This window comes from uncultured Rikenella sp., assembly GCF_910577125.1.
GTDB lineage: Bacteria > Bacteroidota > Bacteroidia > Bacteroidales > Rikenellaceae > Rikenella.
The window spans coordinates 13233-29335 of record NZ_CAJTMN010000020.1; the positions used below are offsets into that span (position 1 = coordinate 13233).

The 16103-nt window shown below is 62.3% G+C and carries 12 protein-coding genes; 3 read left to right on the forward strand and 9 right to left on the reverse strand.

The window, feature by feature from the left end:
- Positions 1-7: 7 nt before the first annotated feature.
- From QZ292_RS03855 to radC, 3 genes are all read left to right on the forward strand, one after another.
- The gene (locus QZ292_RS03855) at positions 8-760 is read left to right on the forward strand and encodes a porin family protein (protein WP_294598062.1); all 753 of its coding nucleotides are present in this window, start codon (positions 8-10) and stop codon (positions 758-760) included.
- Positions 761-2574: 1814 nt separating this feature from the next.
- Positions 2575-3756, forward strand: coding sequence for a tryptophan synthase subunit beta (trpB, locus tag QZ292_RS03860; RefSeq protein ID WP_294598065.1), 1182 nt, complete (start codon positions 2575-2577; stop codon positions 3754-3756).
- A gap of 20 nt (positions 3757-3776) precedes the next feature.
- Positions 3777-4481: a DNA repair protein RadC gene (gene radC, locus QZ292_RS03865; protein WP_294598068.1), complete on the forward strand. Its 705-nt coding sequence runs from the start codon at positions 3777-3779 to the stop codon at positions 4479-4481.
- On the opposite strand, the gene QZ292_RS03870 is transcribed toward radC, so the two are convergent.
- The 9 genes from QZ292_RS03870 to QZ292_RS03910 form a co-directional block, all read right to left on the reverse strand.
- Positions 4478-6808: a TonB-dependent receptor gene (locus QZ292_RS03870; RefSeq protein ID WP_294598071.1), complete on the reverse strand. Its 2331-nt coding sequence runs from the start codon at positions 6806-6808 to the stop codon at positions 4478-4480. The two genes, radC and QZ292_RS03870, sit on opposite strands and share 4 nt — an antisense overlap.
- A gap of 96 nt (positions 6809-6904) precedes the next feature.
- Entirely contained in the window at positions 6905-7924 is a 1020-nt protein-coding gene (locus QZ292_RS03875) for an NAD-dependent epimerase (RefSeq protein ID WP_294598073.1), read from the reverse strand.
- Positions 7921-9546 (reverse strand): hypothetical protein, encoded by a 1626-nt coding sequence (locus tag QZ292_RS03880; RefSeq protein WP_294598076.1) that lies wholly within the window; start codon positions 9544-9546, stop codon positions 7921-7923. The genes QZ292_RS03875 and QZ292_RS03880 overlap by 4 nt, the downstream gene beginning before the upstream one ends.
- Complete coding sequence (locus QZ292_RS03885; RefSeq protein WP_294598079.1) at positions 9522-10205, reverse strand: lipid-A-disaccharide synthase N-terminal domain-containing protein; 684 nt, start codon at positions 10203-10205, stop codon at positions 9522-9524. The genes QZ292_RS03880 and QZ292_RS03885 overlap by 25 nt, the downstream gene beginning before the upstream one ends.
- Before the next feature lie 3 nt (positions 10206-10208).
- Positions 10209-10946, reverse strand: a complete 738-nt coding sequence (locus tag QZ292_RS03890; RefSeq protein ID WP_294598081.1) for a glycosyltransferase family 2 protein — start codon at positions 10944-10946, stop codon at positions 10209-10211.
- Between the two features lie 279 nt (positions 10947-11225).
- Positions 11226-11492: a hypothetical protein gene (locus tag QZ292_RS03895; RefSeq protein ID WP_294598082.1), complete on the reverse strand. Its 267-nt coding sequence runs from the start codon at positions 11490-11492 to the stop codon at positions 11226-11228.
- Between the two features lie 1204 nt (positions 11493-12696).
- The gene (locus QZ292_RS03900) at positions 12697-14997 is read right to left on the reverse strand and encodes a family 20 glycosylhydrolase (protein WP_294598085.1); all 2301 of its coding nucleotides are present in this window, start codon (positions 14995-14997) and stop codon (positions 12697-12699) included.
- Positions 14998-15025: 28 nt separating this feature from the next.
- Entirely contained in the window at positions 15026-15376 is a 351-nt protein-coding gene (rbfA, locus tag QZ292_RS03905) for a 30S ribosome-binding factor RbfA (RefSeq protein ID WP_294598088.1), read from the reverse strand.
- Positions 15377-15868: 492 nt separating this feature from the next.
- A partial coding sequence (locus tag QZ292_RS03910) for a hypothetical protein (RefSeq protein ID WP_294598091.1) occupies positions 15869-16103 on the reverse strand: 235 nt, incomplete at its 5' end.

A 16103-nucleotide genomic window follows, 5' to 3' on the forward strand; every position in this document is an offset into this window, starting at 1 on the left:
ACAGGAAATGAAACACGGAAGGTTTACATATCTGTTGACGGGGATGGCGCTCTGGCTGGCGGGGGGCTCGGGGGAGGTGCGGGCTCAGCAGAGGGGGGTGCCGTCGGAAACGCTCAGTGCGGCGTGGGCGCCGGTCAAGGTGGAGCACTACATCGGGGTGAGGGGGGGATATGCGATGGGGTCGATCCGGTTCGAACCGACGAGGCAGACCAAAATGAAGATGGGCTTGATGGTGGGGGGGATAACCTATAAATTCGATGTCCCGGCGCAGAAGTATGTGGGGTGTATCGAGGCGGATGTCAACTGGTCGCAAAAGGGGTACAGGGTGCATCGGTATTTCGACTCGGAGGAGGTCTCGGAGCGGGTCTGGAATGTGATCGAGGTGCCGATCCTCTGGCAGCCGTACCTGCCGCTGAGTAAGGGGGGATCGAGGTTCTACCTCAGCGCGGGGCCGTATGTGAGCTATGCGATCGATTCGCGTTTCAAGGAGTTCAACGAGGTGACGGGGGAGGTGATCGAACGGGGAAAATACGAGTATGATCCGACGAGGGACAACCGCTGGGAGTACGGGGTGACGTTCGGGGCGGGGTTTCTGGTGGCGATCCGGCGCTTCTCGATCTCGGCGGAGTTCCGCTATAACATCGGTCTGTCGGACGTCTACAAGGGGGTGACGAAGTATGAGGGGAATCCGTTCCGGTCGCCGGCGGATCAGATGGCGATTACGCTGGGGCTGAATTACAAAATCAGAATGCACAGGTAGGGGCCGGGTTGAGTTGAAGTTGTGCGCGGGCGAAGAATGGGGTGAAGATTTGGGCCGTTGTTATTCAGACAATAAATAACCGCGCCACGCATAGGCGCGCGAACAGAGAACAGGGTGCAGTGAACCAGTAAGCGATACGCAGTATCGCTCCGTCCCGCCGGGGTCACCCGGACGCCGCCCGCGCAGGGCAGTTCCGTCCGGCTCGAAGCTCGACAGTCGCCCGCCCCGCTTAAAGAGGAATTTCACTCGTTTTGCGGTGAGCAAAACCGAGATGAAATTCCTGCGGGCGACTCAAAAAGTACTAAAAACCGCGCGCCGACCCTTAAGAGGGAAATCGTCAAAATGTGCTGGCACGTTTTGACAAGATTTCCCAAAGGCGCGCGGACAAGAATAATATAAAAATCGAGCTGAAATCCCCGCGGGCGACGGTTGAATCGCCCGGCGCGCCACGCCCAAGGCGCACGGAAAAATGCTCAAGGCGGCGGAGCGACAGCGGAGCCGTAGTGAGGCGGACACGGTTCTTCGGGCGCGAAAATCGCTTGCGCGGTTTTCGCGCTGCGCTGGGCGGAGCTGTTACCCGGACTTTGGGCCGAGAGCGAGTAGCGCGATTCTGTGAATCGCCGGGCATGCGCGCTGGGCCTTCGGCCCACCCGGGGAGCGCGCCGCCCGAACACGACAGACGGCTTGCCAAACTTTTGCGGTTCGGAGAACCGCCGGCCTCGTCGCCCAAGCCGCGTAGCGGCTTCGGGGGGATGGGCGACAGGCCGAATAGAGCGGAGTTGTTGGCTGTGAATTAGGCTAAACCTTGGAGCGGGTCGGCGCCAGCGAGGCCGGAAACGAGCACCGTCGAGTTGCAGGCCTGCGCCTGGGGTGGCTCCGGCCCGGGCGCCCCATTAGGGGCGCAAAATCTTTGAAGTACTTCAAGCCCAAGCCCGGGTTCGAAGTTCCCCAATCAGTCGAGGCATCCGTTTATTCCGAGAGGCAACGCAACTGAAGACCGTGGGCACGGTAATAGGCGTAATGGGGAAAGAGATATTGAGGATTGAAGCTTAAGTGTAAACTATAAATGTCGCTGGCTCCGGATGCCCAGCTGTGCCCGTTGCTGCCGCCGCCAGTCAGCCTGCCATTAGTTCTATCGCGGTAGCCCGGGGCGCGCCCACAGGGCGTTTTATTGGCTGTGTCTACCTTATGCGCGCCTTGGGCGATTCAACTGTTTCGGCTCATCGCCGAAACAATTGAATCGCCTCCTTAGGTGTCGGCGCGGTGCCTACGGGCACTCCGACAGGGCCGCCTCTACCCTAACAGGATAGAACTGGCCTCGGGCCGCGCGGGCCCCACTTAGTAAGGCGAAGAGAACCCTAACAAAACACCCAACGGGTGCGGGGACGGGCAATGCTTACGCATCGCTGCGGCAGCCTCAGCCCAACCCTTCACCCCGTTTTTGTCCGCGCGCCTTAGGCTCCGCAGGACTCGCTCTTTTACTGTGCGCTGCGTTCCTATGTCTCCGCGGAAACTCTCGTGCAGAAAATCGAAGGATAACGAAAATTCGTTTGGAAATTCGATTTTTTATGTATATTTGTGTGTTCCTAAACACGAAAAGGACACGGTAAATCTTATGAAAACCATGAATTTGGCACAGGCTTGGTGGTGGCGCACGACTCGTAATCGATTCGCGTGAGGCACCGCTTTACACCTTTGTTTCAAGTTGAAAAAATACTTCGGAAAGGCTGTCGGACTCACCGGCGGCCTTTCCTGCTTTTCAGACACACCTCTGCACAACACGAATACGGAGTCAACTAAAACACACAAATACCATGAAAAACTATCACGTAGACGAAAAGGGTTATTACGGTGAATTCGGGGGGGCGTTCGTCCCTGAGGAGCTCAGGGAAAATATCGACCAGCTCACCGAACGGTATGTCGGGATTCTCGAAAGCCCGAAGTTCAAGAAAGAGTTCGCCGATCTGCTGAAATTCTATGCCGGACGACCGTCGCCGCTCTATTTCGCACCCCGACTCAGCGAAAAGTACGGAGCCCGGATCTACCTCAAACGCGAGGAGCTCAACCACACCGGGTCGCACAAGATCAATAACGCGATCGGACAGATTCTGCTCGCTCGCGAAATGGGGTGCACGCACATCATCGCGGAAACGGGGGCCGGACAGCACGGGGTGGCCACGGCGACGGTCTGTGCGATGCTCGGGCTGCGGTGTACGATCTATATGGGGGCCGTGGATGTCGAACGGCAGGCGCTGAATGTCGCGCGGATGAAGATGCTCGGGGCGACGGTCGAGGCGGTCACCAGCGGGGGGGCGACGCTCAAGGATGCGGTGGATGAGGCGCTGGCTTACTGGGTCTCGCATCCGGAGGCCTACTACCTGCTGGGGTCGGCGGTTGGGCCGCATCCCTTCCCGGACATCGTCGCGAGGCTGCAGTCGGTGATCAGTGCCGAAATCCGGGAGCAGCTGGCGGAACAGGAAGGAAGGGAAAAACCGGACTACGTGATCGCCTGCATCGGTGGGGGGAGCAATGCGGTGGGGGCGTTCTACCACTTCCTGGAGGACGAGGAGGTGAGGCTGGTGCAGGTCGAGGCGGCGGGGCGCGGAATCGACGGAACGGAGCATGCGGCGTCGCTCACGTGCGGGACGCTCGGAGTGCTGCACGGCAGCCGGTCGATGATTCTGTTCGACGAGAAGGGGGAGGTGAGGGAACCGTATTCGATCTCGGCGGGGCTGGACTACCCGGGGATCGGGCCGCTGCACGCCTATCTGGCGCAGACGGGGCGGTCGACGGTGCTCACGGCGACGGACAGGCAGGCGCTGGAGGCGGCGCTGGAGCTGGCGCAGCTCGAGGGGATCATCCCGGCGATCGAGTCGGCGCATGCGCTGGCGGCGCTGCCGCAGATCGACTTCCGGCCGGAGGATGTGGTGGTGGTGAATGTCTCGGGACGGGGGGATAAGGATATGCCGACGTATGTCAGGGAACTGAATTTGTAACCTTTTTGTCGCTATGGATTATGGAAGAGTGGCCTAACAAGGCGCGGCGGCCGATCAGGGAGTGGAATGAGCAGGATCGGCCGCGCGAGAAGTTGATGAGCCGGGGGGCGTCGGCGCTGACGGATGCGGAGCTGCTGGGGGTGCTGATCGGGTCGGGAACGGTGGAGTGCTCGGCGGTGGAGATCGGCCGAAGGCTGCTGGATGCGGCGGGGGGAGATCTGGTGGAGCTGGGGCGGAAGAGTCTGGCGGAGCTGCAGCGCTTCAACGGGATCGGGCTGGCGAGGGGGGTGAGCATCGCGGCGGCGCTGGAGCTGGGACGCAGGCGAGGGGCGGCGGAAAGGCCGGTGCAGGATTATATCTCGGGCAGTTGCGACATTGTCGCGATTTTCCAGCCGTTGCTGGCCGATCTGCCGCATGAGGAGGTCTGGGCGATGTTGCTCTCGAGGTCGAAACGCGTCATCGAACGGTTCCGGGTCAGCCAGGGCGGTATCGAGGGGTCGGTGGTCGATCCGAGGGTGGTGATCCGGAGGGCGCTGGACCGGAATGCGTCGGGAATCGTGCTGGTGCACAACCATCCGTCGGGAAATGCTTCGCCGAGCGGGGAGGATGCGGAGCAGACGCGGAAGTTGCAGCGGGCGGCGGGATATTTCGATATCCGGCTGCTGGATCATGTGATTGTCTCGGATCGCGAGTCGTTCAGCTTCGCGGAGAGGGGGCTGCTCTAAAAGGCGAAGACGAGGTTGGCGCCGTAGGTCAGCGGTTTGCCGCGCTGGACGAACGACTGGCCGAAGGATTCGAAATAGAAGGCGCCGTAGTCGGTGTTCAGCAGGTTGCGGCCCCAGAGCTCGAGCCGGACGAAGTCGTGGCGGAGGGTGACTTTGGCGTTCAGAAGGCCGTAGAAGTCTTGCCGGACGTCGTTCGCTTCGTTCCACCAGATGGGGCCGGCGCCGGTGTACTGAGCGGCGAAGGTCAGCTGGTTCACCCACCGGTCGGGCAGGTTCAGGGAGTAGGCGCCGCCCACCGAAAAGGTGTGCTGGGGTACGTAGGGGATGCGTTTCCCGCGGTAGTCGACGGGCTGGCCGTCGGGGCCGATGCCGCCGTCGTAGTCGCGGAAGGTGGCGTGGGTGTAGCCGTAGTTCAGGTCGAAGCTCAGCCCTTGTACGGGGCGAACGCAGGCGGAGAGCTCGACGCCGTAGCTCCGGCCGCGGCCGGCGTTGGTCAGGATGCGCCCGCTGCCGCCGTTCACGAATTGGGTCAGTTGCACGTCGCGGATGTCCATCCAGAAGAGGGCGAGCTCGGTATCCAGCAGGCCGCCGAAGAGTCGGGCGCGGGTGCCGAGTTCGTAGTTCCAGGTCGTCTCGGGACGGTAGGCCAGGGCGTTCCGGATCCCGTCTCGGGCCGCGTCGTCGGCTTTCGTGCCGCTCGAAGCGCCGGGACGGCCGCCGCCGCCCATCGAGGGGCGGGAGGAGCGCAGGCTGTCCTGCATCACTTCGGAAAACATCTGGATGTTGTAACCGCCGGCTTTATACCCTTTGGCGACGGTGACGTAGGTCATGATGTCGGGGGTGCATTCGTATTTGAGCGATATTTTGGGCAGGAGCTGCCAGAAGTCCTGCCGGTCGGTGCCGGTCAGGGTCTTCGCGAGGGGCATCTCGATGCCGCCGGGGGGGAGCATCTGGGGGCCGCCGGGTCGGTTCTCGGCCCGCAGGTCGAGCGACATGGAGGTGTTGTATTTCAGGGTCTGACGCTCGTAGTCGACCCGGAGGCCGAGGGTCAGCGAGAGGCCGGGGGTCAGCAGGTCGTCGACGGTGGATTGGTGGAAGAGGGCGATGCCGCCGGCGGGGGTGCGGTAGGTGCCGGGATTGGGGATGCGGTCGTCGAGGATGGTCAGCCGGACGGGCATGGGGAGGCCGTCGAAAACGGGCTGGAGGATGTCGCGGATGCCGTCTTCCTTGAAGACGACGTCGCCGTCGGTGGTCAGGGCGTTGTAGAAGCCGAAGAGGCCGACGGACCATTTGTAGCGGCGGTCTTCGCGGACGGAGCGCAGGACGAGCTCCTGGTTGACGGAGTGCTGGCACTGGCGCTGGTCGATGGTGAAGATGCTCCGGCGGGTGAAGTCCTGGTCCATGGACATGTCGTCGTCGAGCCACTGGTAGCCGGTGTTGGAGGTGAGCAGGAGACGGTCGGTGCGGTATTCGAACCGGAGGGAGTTGTTGCTCATCCGCCGGAGGTAGCGGCCGGGGTCGTTGTAGTCTACGGGGGCGATCTTCCCGCTCTCTTTGTCGTAGAGGCCGTAGGCGAAGGCGTCCTGGTCGGTGAAGTCGAAGCCGCCGGCGAGCATGGCTTTCAGGCGGGGGTTGATCTGCCATTCGAATTTCAGACGGCCGCCGGCGGATTGGCCGCGGTCGGCTTTCCGGCCGGTGAATCGGTTGGTGAAGTAGCCGCCGTCGCGGTCGTAGTAGGCGCCGACGCTCAGGCCGGCCCGTTGGCCGAAGCGGGCGAGTTTCGAGATGCGGGCTTGCCAGTTGCCGTGGTTGCCGCCGCCGACGGAGAGGCGGTGGCCCTGGTATTCGAGGGGGGAGAGGGTGTAGACGTTGATGATGCCGCCCATGGCGTTCCGGCCGTAGAGGGTTCCCTGGGGGCCGCGGAGCACTTCGATGCGCTGGATGTCGAGGAAGTCGAAGTCGAAGGTGGATTTGTCCATGTAGGGGATGTTGTCGACGTAGAGGCCGACGCTCTGGCCGCTGCTCCGGGCGCCGACGCCGCGCAGGTAGACGGGGGTGGTCATCCGGGAACCGTAGTCGGGAATAAAAAGGTTGGGCACGAAGGCGCTGAGGTCTTTGACGGATTCGATCCCGCGGTTGTGGATCCGGCCGGGGGTGATGAGTGAAACGGCTTCGGGAAGGCTCTGGAGGGCGTTGGTCTCTTTGGGGGAGGAGCGGACGACGATCTCTTCGGTTTCGAGGGTGCGGGTGGTGTCGCGCTCTTCGGCGTGTATCTGCAGGGCGATCTGGAGGCTGAGAATCAGCAGAAAAAGGGAAAAACGTCTCATGCGGTGGGGGTTCCTGGTTCCGACCGCAAAGAAAGGACTTACTTCGCTGGCGGGCAATCGCTATATGTAGTGATAAGGAGGGGCCCGGCGCGCACCTTACTCTTTTGCGTGATAGGTGCGGTACCAGGCGCAGAATCGGTCGATGCCTTCCTGCAGCGGGGTCGAGGGACGGTAACCGAAGTCCCGCTCCAAAGCCGAGGTGTCGGCATAGGTACGCACGACGTCGCCCGGCTGCATTTCGGTGAACTCTTTCACGGCTTCGCGGCCTGCCGACCGTTCGATCGCGCCGATGAACTCCATCAAAGGAACCGGAGCGCTGTTTCCGATGTTATAAACGGCTGTCCGCACGCCGTTCCCGTTCGCTGCGGGCGGCTGTGAGACGACGGCGCAGACGCCGGTCACGATGTCGTCGATGTAGGTGAAGTCGCGCTCCATCTGACCGTGGTTGAAGACGCGGATCGGACGGCCTTCGGTGATGGCGCTCAGAAAGAGCCACGGGGACATGTCGGGACGGCCCCACGGGCCGTAGACGGTGAAAAAACGCAGGCCGGTGACCGGAATCCGGTAGAGCTTCGAGTAGGCGTGGGCCATCAGCTCGTTTGACTTCTTGGTCGCGGCGTAGAGGCTCACGGGGCGGTCGGTCATGTCGCTCTCGGCGTAGGGAACCTGCTCGTTCAGTCCGTAGATGCTGCTGGAGCTGGCGTAGACCAGATGGCGAACCGGATGGTGGCGGCAGGCTTCCAGCATGTTCAGAAATCCGACGATATTGCTTTGTATGTAGGCGTCGGGATTCTCGATGGAGTACCGCACGCCGGCCTGGGCGGCGAGGTGGACGACGGCGTCGAAATGCTCGGTCGCGAAGAGGTGGTCGAGAAAGGACTTGTCGGTCAGGTCGGCCCGGACGAACCGGTAGCCGGCTAATGTGGTGCTGGAGGCGAAACGGCGGTCGGCGGGGGCGGAGGCGATCCCCGAGGCGGCCAGACGGGCGTGTTTCAGCTCGACGGCGTAGTAGTCGTTCAGGTTGTCGAGGCCGACGACTTCGTCGCCTCGCTCGCAGAGGCGGCGGACGGTGTGGAAGCCGATGAAGCCGGCGGCACCGGTTACTAATATCTTCATGGTTGATCCGTTGTTTCGGGCCGGTCGAATACGCAGAAGGCGTAGTTGCCCACGCGGTGTACTTCCTGGCCCGAGAAGGCGCGGGTCAGGGCTTCGTCGTAGCCGATCCGGTCGCGGTAGGTGATGACGATGCCGTGTCGCAGGGTGTCGAGGGATTCGGCGGGGAGGTTCGCGGCGGGAAGGCTCAGGTAGGCGTCGATGTTTTCGGCGCGGCTGATGCCGTAGGTGTAGTAGCGGTCGATGCCGGCGGCGTCGCCGACGGTCTTGGCGGCGCCGCAGACGTCGCCCATCCCGATATAGCTGTTGAAGCGGGGAAGGGCGAAGGAGAGGAGGAAGAGGGTGGCGAGAATCCCGCTGCCGAGCAGGGTGATGGCGGTGTAGAAGTGTCCGCGCCACAGGCGGATGAGGCTCCACACGGCGGCGCCGGACAAAACGGCGGTGCCGATGGGCACGAAGAGGGATTCACGGATGGGCAGCGTGGGGGCGAGGTAGCCGGCGATGAGCCACGCGGGGAAGGCGAGGGCCAGTACGGCCGCAGGAATCCCCACCGACCAGCGCATCCAGCCGCGGACGCCCTGGCGGAAGATCCACAGCAGGGCGAGGTAGATAAAGAAGGGGAAGGCGGGCAGCAGGTAGATCTGGATCTTGGAGCTGACGAGGGAGAGGACGCCGAAGGTCGAGAGGGCGATGACGAGGAAGAAGCGTTCCTGGTCGGTGGCGGAGGTCTGCCGCCAACGGCAGAGGCCCCACACGAGGACGCCGATGGCGAGCAGGGACCACGGGGCGAGGGAGTACCAGATCGAAACGGCGTAGTACCATACGGGCGCTTTGTGGTGGAAGGCGTCGACGGCGCGGCCGGCGGTCTGTTTCACCAGCAGGTTGTCGAGATAAGCGGTGCCGCCTTCGAGGTACACGGCGCCGAACCAAAGCAGGCAGAGACCGAGCAGTATGCCCCAGGTCTGCCACCCCCAATAGCGTCCGATGGCCCGCCAGTCGCGGCGGAGCGCCAGAAAGAGGATGACGCTCACCAAGGGGACGAGTATCCCGACGGGGCCTTTGGAGAAGATGGCGAGGAAAATCCAGACGGGAAACAGCCATCGGTCGCGCCGCAGGTGTCCTTCGCCGGCCGAGGCGCCGCTGTACAACCGCCAGAAGGTGTGCAGGGAGAGGACGATGAAGAGGCACATGAGCATGTCCATCCGCAGGATGACGGCGGCGCCGAGGAAGTAGACGCTGGTGTAGAGCATCAGCTGTCCGGCGAGTCGGGCTCGGGGATCGGTCACGACGGGGCGCACCCAGCGGTTCATCACGCGGAGTATCAATAAGGCGGGTACGGCCGAAAAGAGGCTCATGAAGGTCATCAGGGCGCCGAGGTTGTGGCCGAAGAGGCTGCGACCGAGCATCAGCATCCACAGGAAGAGCGGGGGCTTGTCGGCATAGGCTGCGCCGTGGTTGTAGAAGGTGAAGAGGTGGCCGTCGCGAAGGGCTTCGTCGGCGATGCTCAGATAGCGGAGTTCGTTGTTCCGGGTGAGGTCGCGGAAGAGAAAGAGGGGGAGAACGGCGAGAAAAAGAAGCAGGTAGCGGCTCCAGTCGGTGCCTATCGTGTCGAGGTGTTTTCGCATGGTCGGTCGTTGCTGTCGGGGGGTGTGGCCTGTGCGTTGCGTTGCTTGTTGGAAATAATGATGTTGCGGGTGTAGACGAAGGCGCCGGTGATGTGCCCGAGGATCAGGGGGTACATGTCGCCGCGAATCAAGGCGTAGGTGATGATGAGGGTCGAGCCGGTGAGGCTGATGAGCCAGAAGCCGAGCGGGAGCATGGATTCGCCACGCTGCCGGGAGTACCACCACTGGTAGACGAAGCGGAGGGTGAAGATTATCTGCCCGCCGGTGCCGAGGGCGATGAGCCACCCGGGGATGTCGCTCTCAACGAACAGGTGGGCGAGAAAGTCGCTCCAGTTCAGGACGATCCACACGACTCCGGCCAGCGGCAAGGCGGCGATTGTCCAGCGGATCGGGGGCCAGAGGGTTTTCCAGGCTTGCCGGGCGTTGAGGTTCCAGATGTAGATGTAGTAGGTGACGAATTGGCCGAGGATGATGGAGAAGTCGTTCCGCAGCCAGCCGTAGAGGCAGAAGATGCAGGAGGCGACGAGGCTGATCTGCCAGAAGATGGTGGGCGAGAGGACGCGCCGGGCGCGTTCGCTCAGGATCCACTGGACGAAAAACCGGGCCGAGAAGAGCAGCTGGGCCAGGTAACCTAAACTGTCGATGGCGAGCGGGTGCATGGGTTACAGGTTGGTCTCTCCGGTGCGGTAGTCGATGTAGCGTTTGCGCATCCACCGGTAGGCGAAGCAGTCCATAAAGGGCCCGACGAGCCGGTTCCAGAGGTGGTATTTGGATTGTCCGGCGACGCGGGGGAAGTGTCTGACGGGCACCTGCTTCACGCGGGCGCCCTGGAGTTGAATCAGCGCGGGCAGAAACCGGTGCATGCCGGTGAAGAAAGGGATCCGCTTGGCGTAGTCGGTTCGCAGCACTTTGAGCGGACATCCGGTGTCTTCGACGCCGTCGTGGGTCATCATCCGACGGAAGCCGTTGGCGATCCGGGATGACATGTTCTTCACGAAGGAGTCTTTCCGGCCGGTGCGGATGCCCATCACCATCTCGTACTCGCCCAGGTGGGGCAGCAGGAGGTCGAAGTCTTCGGGGGCGGTCTGCAGGTCGGCGTCCATGTAGCCGACGTATTCGGAGTAGGTGGCGTCGATGCCGGCTTTCATGGCGGCGCTCAGGCCGCTGTTCTGCGCGAGGTCGAGCCAGTAGAAGTGGGGGTTGCGTCCGCAGATCTCGCGGAGCCGCTCGCCGGAGCGGTCTTTCGAACCGTCGTTCACGAAAAGCGCGCAGGCGGGCTGCCCTCCTGCTGCGGTTGCGGGCAGGTAGGCCCGCAACCGTTCTTCGAGGGTATATATATTGTCTTCTTCGTTATAGACGGGGATGATGATGGTGAAGCGGTAGTCGGCCGTTTTGTTCATAGGGCAACGGGTGTTTTTCGCTGGCAAAGGTAATATTTTCCGGCGATTCGGAGGGGGAATTGCGTGGTGAGGGGTGCAATTCTCGAGGCCGATTCGTTTTCGGTTCGAGCGGCTCGGAGGCTGGGGCGTAATAGGGTAGAGGCGCTTATTGGTCGGGGTAGCTTTTCGGGGAGAGGCTGCTTCAGAAATGCGCAGCATTTCCCGTCCACGCACCCACAGGGTGTTTTGTTAGGGTTGTCTTTGCCTTATTAGTGGGGCCCGGCCGTCCTGAGGCCAGTTCTATCCTGTTGGGGTAGAGGCTGCCAATAAAATACCCTGTGGGTGCGAGAGGCAACGCAACTGAAGACCGTGGCCACGGTAGTACACGTTGCTGGGAAGGAGGGCCTGCGTGCCGAAGAGCAAGAACACGCCGTAAGTCCCGCTGACAGCGGACGACCAACTGTATCCGTAGTCTCCGACGTGCATCAGATCGCCTAACCGCCCATTGTTGCCTGCGTCGCGGTAGCCCGGGGCGGGGTTTGTCGGGCCGAAGCCTGCGGGGCTCAAAAACGAGCTTTGTGAGTTGCGGGCCTACGCCTGGGGTGGCTCCGGCCCGCGCGACCCTGCGGGTCGCAGGAGCACTCTATTCAATTCTTAACCCTTTCGTCCTCGGCGCGGTGCCGCTCGGCACTCGAAAACCAGCCGTGTCTACCCTAAGCCGAGGCCGGCGATTCCGTAGGAATCGCGCTACTCGCTCTCGGCCTATAAGCAGTTCGCCGCCAGCGGTGAGTGCAACGAGCCTCGTCGAGTTGCAGTCCGCCGCATGGGGTGGCGGCGAACTGCGCGGCTCTGCGAGCCGCAGAAGCTCGGCCCAAAACCCGAACAAAAGCACAGTCCTGTTTTCGCCTCCCTGCGGCTCCGCTATCGCTCCTTTAGGCGTGGCGCGCGTCGGTCCTACGGGAGGGGACTGCGCTCGGGCCGCGCGGGCCCCACGTCCCGTGGACGGGAAATGCTTCGCATTTCCACTTTTCTGCTCAGCCCAAGTTTTCGTTCAGTTCTCTGTCCGCGCGCCTTTGTCGATTCAAACTATATTCGGCTTGCGCCGAAATAGTTGAATCGCCTTTTAAGGCGTCGGCGCGCGATTAAGTCGCCCGCGGCAATTCTTGCCGGATTGGCTCACCGCCAATCGGCAGAATATGCCTTCTTAAGCGGGCGGGCGACTGTAGAGCTTTGTACCGGACGGAACTGCCCTACGCGGGCGGCGGCCGGGTGACCCCGGTGGGACAGGAAATGCTTACGCATTTCTGCGGCTGTGTCAGCCCAAATTTTCGAACAGTTCTTTGTCCGCGCGCCTTTGGGAAATCTAGTCAAAACGTGCCGGCGCATTTTGACGATTTCCTTCTTAAGGTGTGGCGCGCGTTTGCTTTGAAGTAATAAAGGCCGCCCGCCGTGGCGCGAACGCGTCCGCCGGGCGGGCGGTGCGTGCCGCACTCCCAATTGGCTGGGGCGGCCCAAATCTTCGCAGCGTTCTCTGTTCGCGCGCTGGGCGATTCATTCTGTTTCGGCTCATCACCGAAACAGTTGAATCGCCTTCTAAAGTGTCGGCGCGCGGTGCCTTCGGGCACTCCGAGATGGCCGCCTCTACCCTAACAGGATAGAACTGCCCTTCGCGGGCGGCGTCCGGGGGACCCCGGCGGGACGGAGCGATACTGCGTATCGCTTATTGGTTTGCTCTGTTCTTTGTCTGTGCGCCTCCCGTTCTGTCTCCGGATCAGTGCTTCAGGCCGGTCAGGGTGTGGAGCTCCGGCTCGGACGGGGTGCTCCAACGTAAGGAGAGCTCGCCGCCGTTGTTCATGTCGAAGTATTCGACGCGCAGGCGGTGCCATCCCGCGGCCAAGGCACGCTGGGCGGTGCGGGTCACGGGGCCGTGGGGGCCGTCGTTGTCGATCAGCAACTCATCGTCCAAAAAGAGGCGCGAACCGTCGTCGGACATCAAGGCGAAGGTATAGATCCCGCTCTCGGGGGCTTCGAGGTAGCCGGTGTAGATCAGGCCGAGCCATTCGGTAATGCGCGGCGGAATCGCTACGCTGTCGAGGGTGTAGCTCCGTACGGCTTTCGCCCGCTCGATCTCTTCGCATTTCCGGCCCCGGAAGTCGTGGTAGAGCATCCGGACGCCGTTCTCTAACTTGCGGTCGGGAAGGGGCTGGGCGGGGGAGTAGGCCTCTTTCCGGTATTCGGCTCGCTGCATGGCGCCTGCGGTGCCGTCCGGCCGGAAGGGGCGGAAGATGAAGTTCGTCGATTCGGTCACGGTGATCGGCCCGGTGTACAGCGGCGATTCGAGGGTCGGGAAGGTGCCGTCGGTGGTGTAGCGTACGTCGATGTTCGGCAGCAGGCACCCGATTTCGACGGTGGTGGTGTCGGCGAAGACGTTCAGGTCGTTGAAACCGGTCAGGTCGGGGATTCGGTAGTTGATACCGCGGCGATCCAGATAGGGGGCCTGGGCGGCGAACCGGCGTTCGAAGTCGGCCCAATCTTTGGCTTCCGGCCGGGCCCATGCCATCTCGCTCAGGGCGAGCATCCGGGGCATCACCTGATATTGCATCCGGCGTTCGCTCGGGATGCGTTCGCACCAGACGTTACCCTGTACGCCCCGGATCCGGGCCTGCTGCTTCGGGGTGAGGTGCCATTCGGCCCGGTAGGCGGTGGGCTCGGTCTCGTAAATCCGCTTCAGGTCGCGTCCTTGTTCGATGAAGTCGAGGTAGAGCAGGAAGTCGGGGCAGATGATGACGTCGTTGCCCTGGGCGGTGGCGGTGGTCACGGCGCCGGGGGCCCAGTCGCGCCACCAGGTGATGGTGGCGGTCGGCGAGAGGCCGCCTTCGACGATCTCGTCCCAGCCGATCATCTTCTTACCGTTGGCGCGGAAGTGGGATTCCATGTCGTGCACGAACCAGGACTGGAGTTCCTGTTCGTCTTTCAGTCCGTAGGTCTTGATCCGGGCCTGGCAGTCGGGACAGTTTTTCCAGTTGGTCTTTTCGACTTCGTCGGCGCCGAGGTGGACGTATTCGTAGGGGAAGAGGGAGAAGACTTCGCTGTAGACGTTCTTGGCGAACATCAGGGCGGAGTCTTTGCCGGGGCAGAGGGGCGAGGAGAAGCTCTTGCCCCAGGAGGATTCGCCGGTGCAGGTGATCCACGGGTAGCCTTGCTGGGCGCCCATCAGGTGGCCGGGCATGTCCAGTTCGGGGATGACGTCGATGCCGCGGGCGGCTGCATAGGCGACGACGTCGCGAATCTCGTCCTGGGTGTAGAAGCCGCCGTAGAGGGTGTCGCCGTTCTCGATGCGCAGCAGTTCCTGCGGGAGCAGCATGTCGGGATTGTCTTCACGGGCGGCCATGGCGAGGCATTCGCGATCCTGGCTGTTCAGTCTCCGCCAGGCGCCGCTGTCGGTCAGCAGGGGGTATTGGCGGATTTCGATGCGCCACCCCTGGTCGTCGGTCAGGTGCCAGTGGAATTTGTTGAATTTGTAGGTGGCCATCAGGTCGAGGTAGCGTTTGACTTGGTCGACGGTGTAGAAGTGGCGGCTGACGTCGAGGTGCATGCCGCGCCATTCGAACCGGGGGGAGTCGCTGACGGTGATGTAGGGAATCCGGCTGTCGGTCGGGTCGACGGGGACGAGCTGGCGCAGGGTGGCTATACCCATGGCCACGCCGCGCGGGCTGGCGCCGCGGATGGTGATTCCCCGGCTGTCGACGGTCAGGGTGTAGGCTTCGGGGTTCGGGTCGTCGAGGCCGAGCCGGAGGTTGATGTTGCCGTCTTCTCCTGCGGGGGCGGCTTCGAGTTGAAGGGCGGAGGAGCTCCGCAGGGCGTCGGTCAGGTAGTTCGCTACGGACTCCAAAGCGGAGTCGGCGGCGACGGTCATGCCGCTTTTCAGTTTATAGCTTCCGTCTCCGCGGGTGACGGAAACGGGTTTGGGAATCAGGCCGGCTTCGGGCAGGTCGACGGGCTGTCGACCGCAGGAGCTGCCGAGAAGCAGCATTAATCCACAGGCGAGAGGGGCGAGCAGGGTTGTTTTCATATTGTGCTTGGGGTAGGTTGTTCGGGTATTATTGTTCCTGAATCAGTTTCTCGATGCGTTCGACGTATTCCAGGGAGTCGTCGATGGCGAAGGCGATTTCGGGGACGATCCGAAGCTGGTTCTTCACGCGTTTCCCGAGTTCGAACCGGAGGGTGCCGGCGTGTTCCTGCAGGGTGGCGAGGATGGCGTCGCTTTTGTCGAAGGGGAAAACGCTTAGGTAGATCTTCGCGAATCCGAGGTCGGGGCTGACGCGCACTTTCGAGACGGTCACTATGGTGCCTTGGACGAGCGAACGGGCTTCTTTCAGAAAAATGTCGCTGAGGTCTTTCTGTATCTGGCGGCCGACTTTCTGCTGTCGGGTGGTCTCTTCTCTTTCCATATTGATATTAAGTGTTTGGTCGTTCTGTCTTGAGTCTTGCGGAGCCTGAGGCGGAGCGCAGCTAACTAAAAGTCTTTTGGGTACCTTTTGCCCGAAGGCTTCCTCGCGTTAACTCGGCATAGCCCGCAAGCGGTCTCTGCTCGCGTAACGCCGCTCGGTTCTTCAGAAAAGGTACGGTTCTGTCCGGTTCAAAGCTTGACCGTCGCCCGCCCGCGTAAGAAGGCATATTCTGCCGATTGGCGGTGAGCCAATCCGGCAAGAATTGCCGCGGGCGACGGTTGAAATGCCCGGTTCGCGATAAAAGCAAGGCCGAAACTCTGCGACCCGCAGGGTCGCGCGGGCCGGAGCCACCCCCGGCGTAGGCCTGCAACTTCGCGGAGCTCGTTTCCGGCTACGCTGGTTCCGGCCCGTTTTGGAGTAGAGGCTGCCTGTTAGGGTAGACCCGGCCAATGTTGGGGTAGAGGCTGCCAGTAAAACGCCCTGCGGGCGCGTTTATTCCGAGAGGCAACGCAACTGAAGACCGCGGCCACGGTTGCTCACGTTGCTGGGATTGAGGTACTGCGCGTTGAAGCTCAAAAATACGCCGTTAGTCCCGCTGACAGCGGACGACCAACTGTACCCGCCGTAGCCGACGTCCATCAGACCGCCTAACCGTCCATTGTTGCCCGGATCGCGGTAGCCCGGGGCGGGGTACCAGGCAAGCGGGGTTCCCGTGCCGGATGTGCTT

What these genes read in the sequence shown, in the direction of transcription:
- QZ292_RS03855 (WP_294598062.1), top strand. Translation starts at nt 8, where the DNA reads ATGAAACACGGAAGGTTTACATATCTGTTGACGGGGATGGCGCTCTGG.
- trpB (WP_294598065.1), top strand. Translation starts at nt 2,575, where the DNA reads ATGAAAAACTATCACGTAGACGAAAAGGGTTATTACGGTGAATTCGGG.
- radC (WP_294598068.1), top strand. Translation starts at nt 3,777, where the DNA reads ATGGAAGAGTGGCCTAACAAGGCGCGGCGGCCGATCAGGGAGTGGAAT.
- QZ292_RS03870 (WP_294598071.1), bottom strand. Translation starts at nt 6,808, where the DNA reads ATGAGACGTTTTTCCCTTTTTCTGCTGATTCTCAGCCTCCAGATCGCC.
- QZ292_RS03875 (WP_294598073.1), bottom strand. Translation starts at nt 7,924, where the DNA reads ATGAAGATATTAGTAACCGGTGCCGCCGGCTTCATCGGCTTCCACACC.
- QZ292_RS03880 (WP_294598076.1), bottom strand. Translation starts at nt 9,546, where the DNA reads ATGCGAAAACACCTCGACACGATAGGCACCGACTGGAGCCGCTACCTG.
- QZ292_RS03885 (WP_294598079.1), bottom strand. Translation starts at nt 10,205, where the DNA reads ATGCACCCGCTCGCCATCGACAGTTTAGGTTACCTGGCCCAGCTGCTC.
- QZ292_RS03890 (WP_294598081.1), bottom strand. Translation starts at nt 10,946, where the DNA reads ATGAACAAAACGGCCGACTACCGCTTCACCATCATCATCCCCGTCTAT.
- QZ292_RS03900 (WP_294598085.1), bottom strand. Translation starts at nt 14,997, where the DNA reads ATGAAAACAACCCTGCTCGCCCCTCTCGCCTGTGGATTAATGCTGCTT.
- rbfA (WP_294598088.1), bottom strand. Translation starts at nt 15,376, where the DNA reads ATGGAAAGAGAAGAGACCACCCGACAGCAGAAAGTCGGCCGCCAGATA.